The organism is Bythopirellula polymerisocia, assembly GCF_007860015.1.
GTDB lineage: Bacteria > Planctomycetota > Planctomycetia > Pirellulales > Lacipirellulaceae > Bythopirellula > Bythopirellula polymerisocia.
Genome location: NZ_SJPS01000003.1, coordinates 202088 through 221640, shown reverse-complemented (window position 1 = coordinate 221640; position 19553 = coordinate 202088). Strand labels below are relative to the sequence as shown.

Here is a 19553-nt window from a genome sequence, read left to right as displayed (position 1 = left end):
GCTGGCTAACTCGCTGAAAGTGGTCCATCCGCTGGCAGTTCGAGATTACTCAAATTGAAGGCGGTTGTGCACACCGCCGAGTGCAAAGTGTTGTTAGGCTGCGTCTCAGATAACCGTACGTTGGCGACCAGTGTTATGTCATTAATAATTTCTTGCGATTCGCTCGACGATCAGTCGTCTTATGGCGAAGTTGCCGCCCGCTAGTGCGATCGACAACAGCGCCCAGGTTGTTGGCTCCGGCACAGTAGTGCTCGCTGCCGTAAATGGTGAACCGTAGTTGGCTTGCCAATCGGTTAAATTGCCCACACAGGGATTGCGCTGCCACACGAGAAAATCACGTCCATCGACGTCGCCATCGAGATCGAAGTCACCGGGACCGGCGGGACTGGGGACCATCGCGGTGAAGATGCCGCCTGAGCCGCCGGTGAAACTGAGTGCGAACGTCAACAGCCCAGCGTCGTTAAGGCTCGATCGCCGTCCGTCCTCACCGCCCGAGTTGCCGGTGAGATTTACTGACGAGATCGTGCGCAGGTCCATTCTCGGGCCGGGATCAACGTCGAACAGATCACCCTTACGTACTATCTTCACCAGGGCACCGCCGACGTTCGCCCAAATGCCTTGGTCGTTTGTGGCGTTTACCCCGTCGCCCGTAAGGAGACCGACGAAGGCCGTCTCGCCAGAGGCGTTTAACACGGGAGCGCCGAAGAAGTTGCTGAAGTTCACGTTTTCACCGACGTTTGGACCTGGCCCAGCACTGCCCGTCCGCGCCACTGAAATCAGAGTCCCACCGACGCTGGTAAAAATGCCCTTGTCGTTCGTCGAGTCGACGCCGGTGCCGACAAGGGTGCCCATGAACGCCAATTCGCCGGCAGCGTTGAGTACGGGTGCTTCAAACGAACCGAAGTTTACGCCAACTGCCAAGTTCGGCCCCGGTCCCGCAGGACCCTCGCGAGCGACCACTGCAAGTGTTCCGCCTGTGTTGCTGAAGATTACGCTGTCGTCGGTGAAGGTCACCCCGCCTCCGAAAAGGTTGCCGTCGAACGCCACGTTGCCGGCGGCGTTGATCACTGACCCGCCGAGCTGTCCAAAGATGATCCCTGGCCCGAGGTTTGGCCCCGGGCCGGAATTGGCCGACCGGGCAACCAGCACCGTGGTCCCATTGGCATGGGTGAATATGCCGGTGGATGTGGAAGGAGACAAGGAGTTGTCTGAAATATTTCCCCTAAACGCGATCGTGCCTGACGCGTTGAGCGCTGATACACCCAATGGGCTGCCACTGAAGTTCTGAAAGATAGCGGTGGGGCCGAGATTGGGTCCGGGCCCAGCCGTACCCTCGCGGGCCACGGCTGCTAATGTCCCGCCGATGTTGCTAAAGACGACATCGTCGTTCGCGGCACTAATTCCGCTGCCGGTCAGCTTGCCAGTGAACACTATCTTGCCAACATCGTTAAACAGCGGAGAGTTGAAAGTGCTAAAGTGGACGTCCACGCCTATGTTGGGTCCGGGCCCCGCGACGGCTTCGCGCGCCAAAGTTATCAGCGTCCCATCGGCGTTGCTGAAGATGCCTGAGTCGAAAGTGCCATCTGCCCCGAAGCCCGTGAGCCTGCTGAAGAATGCCACTTCACCCGAGGCGTTAAGCACAGGTTCGCTGACGCTGCTGAAGTTCACGCCCGAGCCAAGGTTAGGTCCAGGTCCGGCATCGCCCGTTCTCGCCACCACGCCCAGCGTTCCGCCGACATTAGTGAAGATGCCGAGGTTGTTCAACGTATCCACCCCGGTACCGGAGACGATACCGTGGAACGCCACTTCGCCAGAAGCATTGATCGCGGGGAAGCCGAAACCACTAAAGTTTACGCCCGAGCCCAAGTTAGGGCCCAGTCCCAGACTCGTGCCGCCAGCGCCACTCAGCGCGATGGAGTTGTACTGCACTCCCGCCACCGCCGTGCCTGTGTATGCCGAAACCAATGCTATCAGCGCTGCGGCAACTGCAGTACGACCTGCCGCGCGGGATCGCCGCGGCCCAAGGCTAGTGCCGAGTAAACCGACGGCGGCGAATAAGAACAGTATCAACGTCGTCGGCTCGGGGACCGCAACAATGCTAATCCCGCCAAACTGCCGCTGCCAATTGAGGAAATCGCGGCCGTCGACGTCGTGATCGCCGTCAGTGTCGCCGAACTTGTGCAACGCTGAGCTGGTGATGCCGTATCCAGCGCGAATGATGGCCAAGTCAGCAGCGTTCACATAGCCGTCTTCGTTCACGTCGGCTCCGAAGACTGGCTCCAGGCTGATGACGCCAGAGACGTAAAGTTGGGAGGTGTTCCAATGCAGCGGGCGATAGAATGGTAAGTCCAAGAATTGAAAAGCTCCGCTGAGGACCCCGCCCCAATCAAGGATGTCGAAGGAGTCGCCTGCTTGGGGAGCGTAGGATGCCCCAAACGCAACCTTAAGTCCCCCGCCGAGCGCCATATTTCCGCTGACTTCTAAGCGATCGTTAACAGCCTGCGCGTCCGCGATCACCAGGGCGAGTATGCCACTAATTGAGGTGGGTTGAGTGTAGTTTCCAGCAATGCGTAGTGTTCCAACGGGATCGTCGTTCAAGGCAGCAGGGGCGACAAGGCCGAGGTTTGTGACGTCGCCAGAAATCGAGCCGTTTCCATAGAGTTTGCCCGTCGATTCGACGGCCAACAATCCTCCGACGGAGACCCCCGTGGCGCTCTGGACCTCGAGACTCCCCCCGATCGTCAAGTTGCCGTTGATACCCCAATGGCCGGCGCCAAACAGCCGTGAGCCGGAACCCTTGCGCACCATCGCATCGCCGCCGACATTCACTTGGCCATCCCCGTCGAGCACTCCCGACCGGATGTCGGCATCGCCTTCAACGTTCAACGTGCCGTAAACACTGATTTCGCCAGTGGCGCCAGGAAACTTTCCCAAGTAGAGATTGCCGCTTGTGCCGGTGACGTCCACGATAGCGCCCTCCGCCACCCTCAGATAGCCTTCGCCGTAATTCCCGACGACCAACTCACCAGAGCTTGTCAACTGGGAACCGTTTTCATTGACCCACACATAGCCTCGAGCCCCAGCTAGATTGCCGATCATGATGTCGCCATTGACGCCGGTGGCGTGGACCTGTCCTCCGAACGCGAGATTCAGCTGGCCGAAGCCCTGCTCGCCGATGACGAGCTGGCCGATGCTTGTCAACTGGGAACCGACCCCGGCGACTGTGACGGCGCCGAAGCCGCTGGCTTGCTTGCCCAGCACGATGTTTCCTGCGGCGCCGACGACGTTCAATTTCGCGTTGCCATTGATGTTGAGCACTCCGTGGCCTTGGTTGCCGACGATCAACTCGTCGTCGACGGCGCTCGAACCCGTGACGGTGAAGTCGCCGGCGTTGAGATTGAGCGTTCCGTCAGAACCGGCCACGTCGCCGATCGTCGCAGCGACAGCGTTAAGGTGCGCCAGCGTCGAGTTGAGGATCGACGCGCCGGCCAAATTGCTGTCGCCGATGACGAGGCCGCGCCCGACTTGGGCGGTCGTGGGGTTGGTGATCGAGACCGTGCCTGGACCTTGAAGTAGCGTGAGGGCGTCGGCAAGGCTGACGGTGTTCGGACCGACGCGCAACGAATCGAAGGCGTAGACCGGCAGTGGCAAATTGATCTTCCCTGGGAAGGTCGTGGAATACGCGATTCCCGGGCCTCGCTCAAACCTCACCAGGTCGGCTCCGCTAGGCACTCCGACAGGATCCCAATTGGCGGCCGTTGCAAAACTGCCGCTGCTATCGGTCGCCCATCGCTTGGGGATCGCCTGGGCCATATCGGACCACATTACGATCAGCACAAGCAAGGCTACAATCGCCGTTAGCCTCGGCCGCCGAATTGCAGGTCTCCCACAACGAAATATCAGCATTGAAGAAATCATGTCATCTTTCCTTTTTCTTTGTGAGTTGAGCGCCGATGAATAACTACCCGGTCTCGCAAATCACCAGCGACGACGGCTCGGGAACCGGCGCCATCATTTCCAATGATGATTGAATCGCCAAACTCGGAGCCCGCCATGGAAAAAACGCCGCCGTTGACATTTACAGTGCCGACGGAACCTGCGACGTCGCCGATGGTGGCAGCCGCGGCCAAAAAGCTTTTAAGAATGGTGTTGAGGACGGCGACTTGCCCCGCGGCGTCGCCGACGATGATGCCACGATCAGCTTGGTTTCCGCTGGGATTGATTACCGCCAAGCTGTTATCGGCCAATAGACCGAAATTGGTACTGTCAGCGAACGACACAGTGCTCGTGCCGATCCGCAGCTGCTTCATCGCGTAGACTATGGGCGGATCCAAGGCTTGTCGCCCGGGAAACGTCACGTTGTACTGAATATTGAGATTACGGTTGAACACGGCCGTATCATTGAACTGTGGAACCCCGTTGGTCCATTTAAGGGGGTCGGTAAAGCTGCCTCCGACGTTGCTGATCCAGGAGGTTGTCACGGCCGGGGCGTGATGCACGAAGGCGAGTGCCACGATACAAGCGCAGCAGTGTCGAGAAAATTGCATAGTGAGATGACCTCCGTCGATAAAAAACGACTTGGTCATCTCGTTACCTCGGCCGCGGAGTTGCAGCCGACGTCGACGCGCCCGATCTGATCCAAAGAGAGATCGCACCCAATTGCCGACTCCTGACGAAAGAGTCAGGCAACAATCTCAGGCTGAAGAAGATATAAGTGTATCCTAGCTTGCTGGACCTTGCTGCGGTGAACCAATCTCTAAAGAATTTCGAAATAATTGGCAACTGATAAATAGGGCTGGTAGAGGTATGCCAAACCGCAAAGAACTCAGTCTTTGCACAACAGCCGCGATTTTCGGCTTCTCAAGAGTGGAATTAACGCTGACGTAACAACTGATAATATGCTTCCAGGTTCCGGTACGGCTACACTCGTCGCAACAAGTGGCGTTCCATAGTGCGTCTGCCAATCCGCCAAGTCACCGCTATTAATGCCATTGGTTGAACCACCCCGTTGCCAGACTAGAAAGTCGCGGCCATCAACGTCGCCATCGAAATCGAAGTCGCCAGCTAGGCCATTCGGGGGCAATACCAATGGATTGCCTAAGTCATCCGTCACCGCAATGTAAAGTAAGCTTTCGTTGGTAGCGGTCGCGAAGAGACTCACCGTGCCGTCTGGGGTGATCTTACTAATTTCGCCAGACAAACCTGCCGCGTAAAGGTTTCCGCTACTGTCAAAGGCTAAACCAACAGCTGACGGGACCGTGTAGTTTGGCAGCGAAGCAAACAGGCTCACTGCGCCGCCGGGAGTGATTTTTCGAATCTGGTTGTCCAAACCTGTCTCATAGAGGATACCGCTGTCGTCAAAGGCCAAGCCGAAAGGGAGTGAGTCGGCGGGCAGGGTCGCGAAGAGACTCACCATGCCGTCCGGGGTGACCTTGTTGATCTGGTTGGCATTACTGCGCGCCACATAGAGGTTGCCGTTGCCGTCAAAGGCCAGACCTTCAGATTCTGATCCAGCCGGTAACATCGCAAAGAGACTTAACGTGCCGGTGTGCGTAATCTTGTTGATCTGGTTAGCTCCATTATTTGCCACATAGAGGTCGCCGCTCTCGTCGAAGGCCAGACCCTGCGGAGACGATAAGCCAGATTTGAAAAGGCTCACCGTGCCGTCGGTTGTGATCTTGCTGATCGTGCCTCTGTTCGGATCAGATGTATAGAGGTTTCCGCTCTGGTCAAACGCAACTCCAGAAGCATAAGCTGCGCCCACGGGCAGACTTGCGAATACGCTCACCGCGCCGGCGGAATTCACCTCGACTATGTGACGGCCTGCCCCCTGCGAGCTGAAATAAAAGATGTCTGCTCGCGCGGTCGGAGCAGCTAGACCCAGCGTAATGGTGGCAAGGAGCAGCATGACCCTTGGGCAAGATAGAACCCGCGCGTGAAGTGAAGCGGCAGACTCGATCCCTCTTTTACCAATCCGGAGTAGTAGGCACGCGGCAGCGAGGAGCAGCACCCAAGAAGCCGGCTCTGGCACGGCCACGCTCGTAGCCGCGAGTAAACCACCGTTGTACTCGGTTTGCCATAAGGCCAAATCACCACTACTAAATGGGTTGGGTGATCCACCCCGCTGCCAGACCAAAAAGTCGCGGCCATCGATGTCGCCGTCGAGGTCGAAGTCGCCATTCACTACGTCGACGACTGAAAGCAGCACGGCATTGGGCTCATAGAGCAGGCTCCAACTGAGTCCTGCCTCTAGACTTGGCAAGACAACGTCGGTAAATGTTCCCAGCACTCCACCCACTGCGGTCAGAACTTCAAAGCTGTTGCCGACTACTGGCTCAAACGCACCCAACAAAGAAACTTCAAGCGTGCCTCCTAGTTCCGCAATGCCGTCACCCAAGATGTGATTGACTTGGTCATAACCGCTTGATCCGGGCGAGAGTCCACCGATTTCGATTTCCAGCGTGCCGTTGTAGCTGGCGCTGCCCAAATTCACTTTCGCGGGGCTGAAACCCGGGGAGAATGTTCCCGCGAATGCCACATTGTCGTAGGTTCCCACGCCCTTCACGTAGCCGGCCAATGTGAGCGGCTCGGCCAACGAGTCGCCGGTAAGGTTGCCGTTATTAATGAACGGCTTGGCGGGATCGTCGGGCATGTCAACCGTGCCAAAGCCTGTAATATTGCCGCCAAAGTTGAGTGTTAGGCCATTAGCAGCGACGAGCGTGCCGGGGTTGCCGCCAGAACCGAGTGTGACCAGCGCTGCCGAGTCGAGCACCGCGTCGTTGGCGTCGTTAAGTGTGACGGTGGACAATCCCACCTGAAGCGTACCAGCGCAGTAGAATCCATTGACTTTAGCGGCGTCGCCCATGGTGAGGTCGCCGCCAGTGCCATCAATCACTGATCCTGCCAGGGCCAGCATGCCACCAGAGACTTGCGCGGTAGCCGCATTAGTGATCTGGCTACCAGGCGACATGAGCACCGTTTCGGCGGCAAGATCGCCGCCTGAAAGCGTCACCGGCGCGGCAGCCGTTAGGATGGCAGTCCCTTCCACCACCAGCACCTTGCCGGTGGGGATCGTGGGGGAGGCGCCGAACAGGTCCAAAATCGCCGCATCGCTTCCAATCGTGCGATTTCCGGCAAGCTGGACGGTTCCCGCTGAGTAAGTGAAAGCGCCAACTGGGTTTCTGCTGTAGCCGTCAAAGCGGATCGTGCCGCCGTTAAGAGTAACAAACCCGCTCGAGCCGATCGAAAGCGTATTGCCGATGTAAAGGCTTGCCTGATTAGAAATGAATAGGTCTCCGCGACCTCCGGTTGGCGAAACCTGAAAACTGCCTGCAACCGTCCAACTCGATCCGGCGTCGCTAATGGTGCCGATTCCAAAAGCGTCGAGTTTAACGTCGCCCCCAGTGGCAACTGTGCCGCCAATGTTGATAAACAGGTCGCCGCTGGATAAACCCGGTGCGCCGAGCGTGAGTAGGCCTTGCGAGGCGAATGTGCCGCCGCTGACCGTTAACGACTTGTCTTGCCGAATGGTAGTCGTTCCTTCGACCGACAGTCCCTTGCCGCTGGTGATGATGCGGGAAACTCCGTAGAAGTCAAAGAGGCCCGAATCTAAAATGATGTCCCGATTGCCGGCGAGTTGAATCGTGCCGGCGTTGTAGTTCAGGCGGGTGATTCCGCTGATTGTGTTGAACCGCAAGGTGCCGCCGTTGAGGTTGACGTTGCTCGTGGCCGCGATAAAGAGATTTGTTCCGGCCGACACCAATCCTTGATCTTCAATCGTAAGTGTGCCAACGCCCAAGTTGCCAACGGCAAACTGCCCCGCTGTCGACCAGCTCGATCCGGGATTGCGGACGACTCCCACGCCACGTGACCCGGTCAAGTTGCCAAGATAACCGATTTGGCTGGTGAGCACGGCGCCGGAATCGACAGTCAGCGAGGCGGTTCCCGCGCCCGAATGGCCGACGATGAACTGAGTCGCTGCGTTGAAAGTCGTTCCTGCGCCGGAAATCAGAAAGTTCGTATTGGCGACGCTGCTGAAGCCAACGATTGTGCTGGGCGACGTGACCGTGGCCCCGTTTTGTACCGTCACCGAAGCCGGGCCAGAGCTCCCCTCGTTTAGGTGCAAATTTTCCGTCACTGCCAGGGCGCCGCCATCGACGACAAGGCTGCCGGGACCACTTGCGAGCCCTACTCGAAGTCGGCGGACGCTACCGCCCGGCGCTGTGAGCTGCGCGGTTCCTCCGTTGGCGATAACCGCGTCGAAGGCCGTGCCGCTAGCGGCGTTCGGTACCCCGAGCGTCCAATTCGCTGCCGTATTCCAATCGCCAATCCCCGCAGTCCAAAAAGTTTGACCATAAGCAACCTCGGGTACCAAGTACAAAACTCCCAACCAGACGAATCCATATTTTAGTGACTTCATTCTTGTAATCTTTCTTGTTTAGTGCCGCAGCGCGCGGTAGTGCAAAGCATCGTTAGACCAAGCAACAGCAGCCCCACTGCATTCGGTTCGGGCACAGTGAATGGATATGCAAGTCCCTCGAAACCTGGGTTGGCTTGTGTTATGAAGTTGCCACCACCCGTGTAGGGATGCACGTCTCCGGGCGAGATTGAAATTGCACTCCACGCGACTGATGTCGGTGCAGTCAAGTCGGGGATATGTACCACGAACCCAGAATGGGTAATTCCCGGCAACAGGAAGGCGGGTGCGAACGGGGGAACAGGCGCTATCCAGGTGTTGTTGTATTCTGTTGCTGATCCGCCGTACCCAAAGGGGTTCCAATCCATCGGCGCGTTATTAGAAAAGGGAGCGGGGTTACCTGTGATTTGATCTACACTAAGCCGCACCGCGAAGAAATAGACATTCTGCGTCGGCCAAGCGAGCATGTTGTTTGTTACGCTGAAGTCGAGATCGTAGCTCCCTGGCGACCCGCTAACTGTGTAAAAGACATCGATAGGACCGGCGCTTGCCTGCGAAGCTACTCCCACAAAAATCGCCAAAGCCGTGAGGCTGACAAACTTTGTCTTGTTCATTGAACTTCCTTCCACAAAAGTGAGGGATGATGCCCTTGGACTACTAACATTCACTTTCGCCGGGCTGAAAAATTGCAACAGCTTACAACAGCGGCGATAACTGGACCGAATCCACAAATCGCGATTGACGCCTACAATTCTCGCGTTGCGCGAGATTGCCAGGGCGATACTTGCTAAATGCAAGGATGCTTCCAACAAGCAGCAGCGCGAGACCGGTTGGTTCAGGTACACTAATGCAAACGCGGAATCCGGCCACCGTGCCGTCGATCAGTGTGCCTGTTCCAACAATCACTCTGCCGTCATCACTGAGGGAGGTGGGTGTGTCGAGAGTTCGCCACGCCGAGAGATCTGCACCGGCATCCAGCAGAACTTCGCGGAGCGACCTCATGCCGGTCGACTCGGTCCAATAGAACGCCTCATCGGGAACAGCGTCGCCAGGGTTTCCCGTCCCCACGATGACCGAGCCATCGAAGTTGGTTTGGGTTGCTACGCTGTCGAGAAGTCCTCCTGGTAAGTCGTCAAGTAACTCATAACCGCCCAGAAGAGTCCAGCGGAATGCCTCGTTAGTAAATATTCCGTCGCCCCAGACGCCAACGATGACTTCGCCGTTGCCGCTCACACCTTTGGCTTCCGTGAATCCCGTGAGGCCTGGCGGGAGTCCCATGTCTAAGGGAGTGGTGTTCGCTCCGATCCATCGGACTGCGCGGTCGCCCGAGGAGCCGGTGCTGACGCCAACGGTGATTTGTCCGTCGGCGCTGATACTATTGGCTTGGCTGTAGTCAAATCCGCCTGGCAAATCACCAAGTGCGGTCATTCCAGACTGCGGCGTCCAGCGGAACCCTCGAAAGCCGGTTGCCTGGCTGGCAAGTCCGACGACGACGTCACCATTACTGCTCACATCGATGGCGTTGGCAAAGCCATTCCCACCCGACAGAATGCCGAGGTCCGTGAAGCCTTGTTCTGCTGTCCAGCGAAATGGTCGCGATGCATCCCCTACTTGTCGCTCTCCCACCAGGGTCGTGCCGTCTTGGCTAATGTCGTACGCCGATCCCCGGCCGAGCGTCTGGACTCCGCCAACAGAGGTCCAGCGAGACACCAGAATATAGCCGGCATCGCCGCCCACTCCTTCCGCGGCTCCAACTACAATCGCACCGTTGCCGCTTACTCCCAAGCCAAGAGAAGCGATGGGCGTGATTTCTGCAGCATGAACTGCTGAGATCAAACCGACCACGGAGCACCAACATACAATCCGACACAAAATGGTTTGCATAACAATTCTTTCTAGGGTGATGTCTCTCAAGGGAGCAAATTTGGAACTTGTGAGTTGAGTAGTCGAAACGGAAACCATGCAGAGAGCCCAGTGGCGGAGTTTCGCAGCGCGAGGGAATTCTCATGCTACGGGCCGCCAATACGCGCAGCCGTTGCGTGCCAAGACCAATCCCTGGACCTGTAACTTCAGAAACGCACAGTTAGGAGCACGCAATTGAAAGCAGATGGGTGGGCCGTCCCATATACGCAGAGTGACGCGTGAAATTTCGCCGCGATCGAACGAAAATTGCCCTCAACTCACCCAGCCCTTCGGCAAGCGATCAACAGAATCGCTGCACGCACGGAGGAGGCCATGAGTGACTGCATTATCAAGCAGCAATGGATGCATGTCAATGAATTTCACCCATGAACCCCGCAAAATGTCTCAAGAACTCCTGATTCAACTATAATCTGCGACTACTTGCTATAAACACTGCAGCAAGTATGAGTACCACCCCCGCCGGCACCGGAGTGGCTGTAGCGAGTGGCACACTTCTTCAGTACTGCGCTTGCCACTTTGCCAGATCACCGCTCGCCGCCAATTCGGCGACCGTACCGGAGCCAACGACAGGGATGCTGCTGCCCGGAGCCACGATTCTATCCATGTTGCTTCGCTACCCTCTTGTGAGGTCAAGCGAAGCTGTCAGGCAACGCTAGACACCGGAGCTTGAGCCCGGCACGTACTCTGCCTTGTGCCAATCGGATGTGCTCGTCACCTTGCACAATGGATTGGGAGCCATCGAGGAGACGCGACGGCTTCGATCACACACTGACCAACTTGCTTCGGTCGACCAGACCGATACGACTTCAAGTAGTCGACAACTCAAGGCGGTTGCATCAGTTTCAGCGGCTAAGGGATCCGGCGAACTGCAAGCGGTGTCCTCGCCGAAACCACACCGCTGCATGTTAGACTGAGAGCTAAGCCACTGAGAATGGTCCACCCTCTAGCACGAAGGCACTACACAAAATTCAAAAGGAGTGTTTCACCATAGAGCGCAGGAAATCAACGGTTGCACGTTCAGGACGATTCGATAGGTGCGAGTATCGCTCAGGTGAGTTTTCCGTAGTTGAAGGAGACCGATGAAGGTAGCTCCAGAGCTTTGTCAGCCACGCTCTTAACGAAATACGGCCATTTTTCAGCGTGCTTAACGCCTTAAGGAGTCAAAGAATTGATGGAATTTCTAAGGCCTTCTTTCGAGCCTGGGGCTGAACGCCAAAACTGCGTTCGTGTGCCTGACCGGCCTGAAGTTGGTCGGTAGTGATAGCCAAGTTCGCAAATGTTGTCTGGAACCGCATGTCACTTTCCAAGCTCCGCCGCATTATTTTAGAAATGGTACTTGACAACTAGCTGGCACCACTATCAAAATGATTGTCGCGAACCTAATCCGCCTCTAGCTCCTGCGTTTTAAAGTTGGAAGCCACTGCAAACGACTCCGTTGTCAATGGAATGCAAGCTTCGACGGTATTGGCCTCGTCAATACAGCGCGACTCTCTTTTCTTGCCGCGCAATACAATGCTGCAAATGTAGGATTGGCCTCTGTGCTTTGGGGGATATTATGCTTCAGTCGCGTCATCGTTGGGGTAATCGCAAGGCTGCGCAAGAGAGTCGTCGGTCGAAAAAAAATCGACGCATCAATATGCGGGAATTGCCTTTCGGGCGGCGCCTCTCGATGGAAAGCCTTGAGGAGAGGCTTCTCCTATCGTCTGTGCCGGGCATTTCTATCCATGACGTGACCCTACTAGAGACGAACTCCACAGTCCAGGCACAGCTCACGATCCAATTGAGCGCTGCGCCGGCGTCGGGTGCAAGCGTGCGAATCGACACCTCCGATGGAACCGCGACTGCTGCAGGGGGCGACTATACTCCCATTGCCGGATTGGTCTTGAACTTTACACCAGCTTCCCCGTTAGTGCAGACAATCTTCGTCACGGTCAACGGCGATGCAATCTTGGAGGGGGATGAACGATTCTTCGTCACTCTCTCGCAGCCAAATGGTCTGACGATCGACGACAGCCAGGCCGTGGTGACCATCTTGAATGATGAGCTGATCACTTCACTGTTCAATCTGACACCGGTTTTCAATCAGAAGATTGAGCCAAACGTGCCGCCCCCCGACGGATTTGGGATCTCCCAAGATACAGGAGGCCACGTCAACTTGCATAATGGCGAATTCACAGAAAAGGCCACCGATTTGGTGATTCCTGGTCGAGGGCTCGATTGGGAATTCACCCGAACCTACCGAAGCGGCATCACGTTCAACGGCCCCTTGGGTCAAAATTGGGACTTCTCCGACAACCGGCGCCTTGTCGTCGTCCATGCTTTGAATCTCACGTTCACCCGACTGACCTTTTCAAGCGCAAAGATTGGCGACGTGGTGCGGATGGACGGCCTGGGCCGCGCTGATCTCTACCTGAAAAACGGCAGCGGCTTCGACGCCCCCGCAGGGTTCTTTACGCGGCTCGTTAACAACCTGGACGGCACGTGGAGCGAACGCGCAGAAGACGGACATGTAGTCAATTACGCGGCGGCACTTATAAATGGCCTCGCTCGCATGACAAGTCAGGTCGACCGTAACGGCGACACACTCTCGTACCAATACGACGGCTCCAATCGGCTACAGCGGGTCGTGGACAACATGGGCCGAAACATCGACTACTTCTACGACGCGAACAACCGAATCACGGAAGTCAAAGATTTCGCGAATAGGTCTGTCACCTTTACGTATGACGCCAACAGCGATTTGCGCAGCGTTACTTCGCCCAAAGTCCTCAACACGCCAAACGGCAATGATTTCATAAATGGAAAGAAGACCAACTACAACTACTCAACGGGATTTGTGCATGGTCGGCTGAACCACAACCTGCTTACGATTACCGCGCCCAACGAAGTTGCCGTCGGTGGCCCCCCTCTAGTGACTGTGAACTACCAAACCAGCACTGCATCGTCGTCGACTCTCGCCAATTTTGATCGTGTGCTGAGCATTGTCTACGGTGGTACCAATACTTCGACCGTGCCGGCAGGCGGCACGATCACCTACAATTACGAAAACTTTGTGGATATTGGTCGTGGCCCTGCAGGCGACTTCGATGGCGACCGGGACGTCGACGGATCAGACTTCTTAGCGTGGCAGCGTGGGTTCGGCACGACGGGAGCGACGCGAGCCAACGGTGACGCCGATTTCAATGGAATCGTCAACGGAAGCGATTTGGCGATCTGGAAGTCGAATTACGGCGCCAATTGGGCGTCCTATGAAGACCTCGGAGCCGCAGAACTGCGGACGACGGTGACTGATCGAAACGGCAATTTGACCAAATACGACTTCAACCGCCTGGGGAATTTCCTCGCGATCCGAGAGTTCACGAACCGAGGCATCCACACGGCGGACCCCGCCGTCTACGAGACGACTTTTAGCTACAACCAGGACGAGCAGTGGCAAGTTGCTAAGTTTCAGGAAGGCAACATTCAGCAACGCAAGTACGACGCGAACGGTGCGCGCTTTCAGCAAGGCAACGTAATCGAAACGACTTCGCTAGCCGATATCACCCGTGGCGGCGACCAGGCGAAGATCGTCGAATCGTATAAGTATGAGCCTATTTACAATCAGGTGAGTACGATGGTCGAAGCGCGGGGCCTGGATCCAGCTTACGTCCCACAAAATGGCGGCGCGACTTCGTCGGCGCGGTACACAACTGCGTACATCTATGACTTCCAAGAAGGGACGAACTACGCCGGCCTCGCTGCCAAAATGGGTATCTCGACGCTTCAGGTCCAAGCCCTCCTGACCAATGCTGGAATTCAGATGGGGCTTGGTGACGTCAATGGCGATGAACGAACCGACCAGATCGCAGGGAACCTGCTGAAGCGAATCTTTCCCAACCCCACGTTTCTGCCAGGATCGCTCCAGGGTGCCGTCGAAGGGACTGCTACCCAAACAATCTCTGAGATCTACGCCTTCAACGACTTTGGGCAGCTTATCTCGCAAACCGACCCAGAAGGCAATCAGACACTCATTGAGTACCATCCGGAGCGTGACCCCAACGGCGATGGCGTCATTGATAACCCCGCCGGAAACGCGCTCACGGGGGGCTATCTGAAGCAAGCCAGGGGCGACACTATCGCTACGGCAGGACGCAACTCGGGAACGAACCCCACGCCGACAAACCTCCGCACAAACTTGCTGTACGATCGGGTTGGCAATGTGACGAGATCCACCGACGGTCGAGGGGTCGCCACCGACTACGTCGTCAACGAGTTGAATCAGGTTGTGCAGATGACGCGTGCCGCTGCGCACAACCTCCTTGTGCCCGACCCGAGTGAGCCGAGACCGCTCACCGATTTCCGCTACGTGGAGCGGTATTTCTACGATTTCAACGACAACCTGGTGCGTCGGCAAATTGAAGACCGTGGAAATACCAGTAACGTGGGCGTGCAGGGAGACATCAATGGCAACGGCGTCGTCAACGCCTCCGACATCGATTTGTTTTTCGACGCCTTGGGAAGCGCACCGAACTCGGTCACGGACTTGAATGTCGACGGCGTGATTAATCAACTCGATATCGACTTCTTGGTAAGAAATGTGTTGGGCACACAGTATGGCGACGCAAATCTGGATGGCTCCGTCAATACAACTGATCAAAACATACTTTTCGCTAACTTCGGTCGATCCGGTGTGGGCTGGGCGGATGGGGACTTCAACGGTGATAACACCGTCCAAGCGGCAGATTTTGCGATCTTCTCTAGTTTTGTAGGGTTCTCCGGAACCATACTCCCAGCCGTATCCTTTGTTGACACTCGATTCCGATACGATATTCTCAACAACCAACTTGAAATGAGTACTGAGGTTTCAGTCGGCAAGGAGTTGGTCACCCGATATCGGTACGATCGAAATGAAAACCGCGTACTGATTATTAGCCCTGAAGGCAACGCGAACTCATCCATCTTCGACGAACGAGATCTGCTGTTTCGAACGCAGCGCGGCGACGCCGTTCCGCCGACCCTGGCTCTGCTGGCGGCTGGTGATCCGGTCGCCTATGACGTGCGCGGCGGCATCCTCTGTCAATGCACCACTTTCCGTTACGACGGCAATCGCAATGTCATCGAAATGGTCGACTCCGATGACACCGACCGCTCGACCGCCAACAATTCCGATTTCGACGGCCCCGGTGATCGGACTCGTTTCATCTACGACGGATTTGACCGGCGGACCTCCGCGGTCGACAGCGTTGGCAACCAGACAGTTTTCCAATACGACCCGGCCGGAAACGTCGTTCGCTCGTTGCAGTTTGGACCAGTCGGCGGCGTTAGTCCTACAAGTGACGGGCCAGACCTCTTAAAGATTCAGGTATCCGCCAACGGTGTGGTTCAAATTGGAAATCTAGTGAATGCCAACTTGCTTGCGGCAACCGAGTACCTGTACGATGAGTTAGGCCGGGAGATTCAAACAGACGATGTGCTGTTCGTGAATACGACTTCTACCCAACGGGCGCCGAACGTCGACGACGGAGCAATTGACTTGGGTAAAGGTAATCTTACCCCGAACGACAATCAGCTTATCCCCGGAATTGGCGCAGTCGCCATTCTGGGCCGGGTGAGCACACGGTATGAATACGATCGTAACTCCCGCCAGACCTTCGCCGTCGAAGATGATGGCGACGCCACTCGCACTCTTTACGATGGCGCGGGGCGCGTCATTAAGATGCTTGACGCTGCGGGAAACACGATTGAATATGCCTATGACGACAACAGCAATCTCATCGAGACACGCGAAACGGACGTCTCGCAAGTTGCCGGCGTTGCGAGTGAAGTGTTTCTCACCACCAGTTTTTATGACAGCCTCAACCGTAAAGAGCGACAGGTCGACAATATCGGCCAGGCCGCAAATTATCGCTATGATTCGCGGAGCAACCTCGTGGCGATGGCCGACGCTCAGGGACCGATGCAAGGAGAGCAAATTGTCCGTCGCGCGTTTGCCAATGGCGCCCTGACAGTGAACGATATCAACAGCTTTGGAAACGTCACGGTCTACACCTATGATGGCTTCAATCGCCGAATTCGTGAAGAAATCGTCTTGACGGTTTCGGGCGATGGAGATGGCGTATCGATTGGCGCTTCCACCGAAGGCATCAAGAACAAGGCCGGCTCGCCGGACTCGTTCTTGCCTGTGCGAGATTTGACGCACGGCGGCGGTGACGGGATGATCCGCATCGGGACGACATACGACAAGAATTCGCTCGTCTCCTCGCGGATCGATGATCAGGGGAACGTCACCCTGTATCTGTACGACAATCTCAACAGGCAGGTCACTGAGACTAAGGGGCTGACGACTCTTTCTCCGCTCTCGAAGGCATTGATTTTAGGTTCTCGTCAAATCGTCACGCCAACGGCGGCGACGATCAACAACCCTACCTTTATTGCCACATCAAAGATTGACGCCCAACTGGCAGACGCCGCGGCGCGGTTGGCCCAGGTTGCTGCCCTGTTCCCCCCCTTAGCCAATCAAATCGATGACTCGCCACCGACGACCATCGTTTACGGGTACGATCCGGATAACAACGTGCTGATCAAGGAGGATGAGAATGACAACGAATTCTTTACCAAGTACGATGCGCTCAACCGCGCCGTGGCCCTGCGAATCTATCGCAGCGGCCAGTCCGACTCTTATGTGACCGATCCAATTTTCCCGCTGGCGCCCGTCAGTGATCCGTCCAATCCCAGTACCGGTTTCCCGGCCGTCACCGGGTCGAACAAGCAGGGTTTTGAGTATGACGGCTTGTCAAGGCTGGTCTTTGCGACTGACAACAACTTTCCGACACAATTGACCGACGATTCAGAGGTGCGCTACTCCTACGACAGCCTAAGTCGATTGATTGAAGAATCTCAACGGATCGGCTCCGCCGGGTCCACCCTGGTGGTTTCCACGGGCTGGCGGGCAAACGATTTGAAGATCGACCTTACCTATCCGAATGCGCGAGTCCTTACCTACACCTACGACACTTTGGATCGAATCGATAAGATCGCCGACTCGGGAGCTGCGCTTCCGCTGGTCGATTACGACTACATTGGCGTGGGCCGCGTTTTGGTACGCGCTCTACCGCAAAACGGCACGCGCCAGACCTACTTGAATAACGCCGGTACAGCCGATGTCGGTTACGACGGACTACGGCGAACCGTCCAGTTACGTCACCTACGCAGCAACAACTCGCTGATAGTAGGGTTTACTCATTCCTACGACCGGGCTAACAACAAGCTAAGTGAAGCTAAGCTGCATGATGCGGTCAACAGTGAAGTATATAATTATGATTCGGCTTATCGGCTGACAATGTTTGATCGGCCTAGCCCCGGCGCCGTCGCTCCCCTGCAAAAGAACTTCGTGTTGGACGGCGTCGGTAACTGGTCACAAGTTGATGCAGAAACTCGTGATTACTCGACCTTCAATGAAATCACCAGCCGAAATGGCGTGGCACTATTATACGATGATAACGGCAATTTGACCGACGACGGGTCTAATTCTTATCAATGGGACGCCTTCAATCGCCTACGAGTCGTCACGCGCAATTCTGACGGTCTGATCATCGCAGAATACAGTTACGACGCGACAGGTCGTCGTGTGAGTAAGTCGGTCCAGAACTCTGGAGTGTTCAATGGCTATTCCGCATATCACTACGACGGATCGAGATTGATTGAAGTACGCAATGCGGCCGGCACACTGGCTCAGCAGTATGTGTACGGTAATTACGTCGACGAGGCCCTCGTGCAAGACACGAATCTCAATGGCGACGGCAACGCTACAGGAGCCGGCGATCGCCGCTTGTTCTATCACCAGAATACACAGTTCTCGACCTACGCCTTAACGACTATGGCTGCCACCATCGTCGAGACATACATGTACGACGCTTTTGGCAAGCAAACGGTCGTCGTCGGTGCCGCGATAACGCCGGGTGGCTCAAGCGCTGTCGGCAACCTTTTCCTTTTCACCGGTCGACAGCTCGACTCGGAAACGGGATTGATTTACTTTCGCACGCGGTACATGGATGCCCTCCAGGGCCGATTTATCTCACGCGATACGATTGGCACCTGGACCGACAGCCAAAGCCTTGGCAATGCGTATACGTATGTGGGTAATAACCCTATCTCTGGTTTGGACCCGGATGGGACTAAGGGCCGGATTAGAAAAGCTGTGCAAAGTGTCGTCAAAGCGGTGACGAACGTGGTGAAGACTGTTGTCAAGAACACTGTGACTTCCGTGAAGTCGATTGCCAGGATAACAGTGTTCGCGGCAAAATCAATTGTAAAGGCGGTTGCGTTTGTGGCTAAGAGAATTTTTGCCACAGTCAAGGCAATAAATCAAGCGACTCCGCGACTCCTCAAGGTAATATGGGCAAATACCATTCGAGGCGTAGATCCATTCAAAATTGCCAAGTCTAAGCCTTTTTATGGGCTCTACTGCGGTAAAGTTGCAGATGGATTTGTACAAACGACCTTATCCAATGGGACGTTTTCCCCGCCCCCAATCAACGCCCTTGATGCATGCTGTGCCCAGCACGACACTTGTGCTCAGGCTTGGTCAGTGTTTGTATCATATAGCGAGGAAGAGCAAAACTGTAACAGTTGTATCTGTGCATGCAGTCGAACGATTGTGTGCTCCTCAATTACCTCATCGGCTAAGGAATGGCGAGAGTGTCGTGCCGCGCAGAGATCTATTCAGATCGTATTCTGCCGGTCGGGATATTAGTTAAAGAAACCGCGGTGCGTGCCACTTCTTCCAAGGAGGTAAAGCCGTTAAAGCAGCGATTGCCCAGCGTACTTGTTTCTTGCTTAGTGTCGCCAGTTTAGACTCAAAATTCACGTTACAAGTGTACCAGGCACCACTGTAGCTGTAGCGTCTAAAACACATTGCGTTGGTGAGACAGAGCTGATCGCCGAAACGTCCGAGAATTCAGACTTTGAAAAAACCTTCTTTTGATTGGGGATTTTTGGCCCTAAGCTGTTTTTTCCGTCACAAGCTGAGATAACGTAGTTGCTGACACGACTCTACGAAGCCTTGCAGCCATACTACAAACCGGCGATGCACTTGCACGTGTCAATCCCTGGGATCTAAATGCCTAATTAGGGGAGCAGTATCGTCCGGCAGACGGCCAGTTTTCTGAAGCCACGCCCACCGCTGGTCATGGCCACCAGTTCCAACTCTCTGAAGTTGCATCAACCGCCCCCTGGA

General features: G+C 55.8%; 8 protein-coding genes. 1 reads left to right on the top strand and 7 read right to left on the bottom strand.

Annotated features, from left to right (window positions below; translation table 11 throughout):
- Nucleotides 1-141 precede the first annotated feature (141 nt).
- The 7 genes from Pla144_RS10420 to Pla144_RS25295 all read right to left on the bottom strand — a co-directional run bounded on the left by Pla144_RS10420 (nt 142) and on the right by Pla144_RS25295 (nt 11634).
- Nucleotides 142-3918 (bottom strand): beta strand repeat-containing protein, encoded by a 3777-nt coding sequence (locus Pla144_RS10420; protein WP_146450618.1) that lies wholly within the window; start codon nt 3916-3918, stop codon nt 142-144.
- Complete coding sequence (locus Pla144_RS10415; protein WP_146450617.1) at nt 3915-4655, bottom strand: hypothetical protein; 741 nt, start codon at nt 4653-4655, stop codon at nt 3915-3917. The genes Pla144_RS10420 and Pla144_RS10415 overlap by 4 nt, the downstream gene beginning before the upstream one ends.
- 170 nt (nt 4656-4825) lie before the next feature.
- Nucleotides 4826-8419: a virginiamycin B lyase family protein gene (locus tag Pla144_RS10410; RefSeq protein ID WP_146450616.1), complete on the bottom strand. Its 3594-nt coding sequence runs from the start codon at nt 8417-8419 to the stop codon at nt 4826-4828.
- Entirely contained in the window at nt 8416-9030 is a 615-nt protein-coding gene (locus Pla144_RS10405) for a PEP-CTERM sorting domain-containing protein (RefSeq protein ID WP_146450615.1), read from the bottom strand. The genes Pla144_RS10410 and Pla144_RS10405 overlap by 4 nt, the downstream gene beginning before the upstream one ends.
- 82 nt (nt 9031-9112) lie before the next feature.
- A complete protein-coding gene (locus tag Pla144_RS10400) occupies nt 9113-10300 on the bottom strand; it encodes a hypothetical protein (RefSeq protein WP_146450614.1) in 1188 nt (395 codons plus the stop codon).
- A gap of 691 nt (nt 10301-10991) precedes the next feature.
- Nucleotides 10992-11279 carry a hypothetical protein gene (locus Pla144_RS10395; protein WP_231936301.1) on the bottom strand — a complete coding sequence of 96 codons (288 nt, stop codon included), beginning with the start codon at nt 11277-11279 and terminating at the stop codon, nt 10992-10994.
- Nucleotides 11280-11499: 220 nt separating this feature from the next.
- Entirely contained in the window at nt 11500-11634 is a 135-nt protein-coding gene (locus tag Pla144_RS25295; RefSeq protein ID WP_261342321.1) for a hypothetical protein, read from the bottom strand.
- 260 nt (nt 11635-11894) lie between these two features.
- Here Pla144_RS25295 and Pla144_RS10390 point away from each other — a divergent pair, with 260 nt between their 5' ends.
- A complete protein-coding gene (locus tag Pla144_RS10390) occupies nt 11895-19070 on the top strand; it encodes an RHS repeat-associated core domain-containing protein (RefSeq protein ID WP_197530559.1) in 7176 nt (2391 codons plus the stop codon).
- Nucleotides 19071-19553 lie beyond the last annotated feature (483 nt).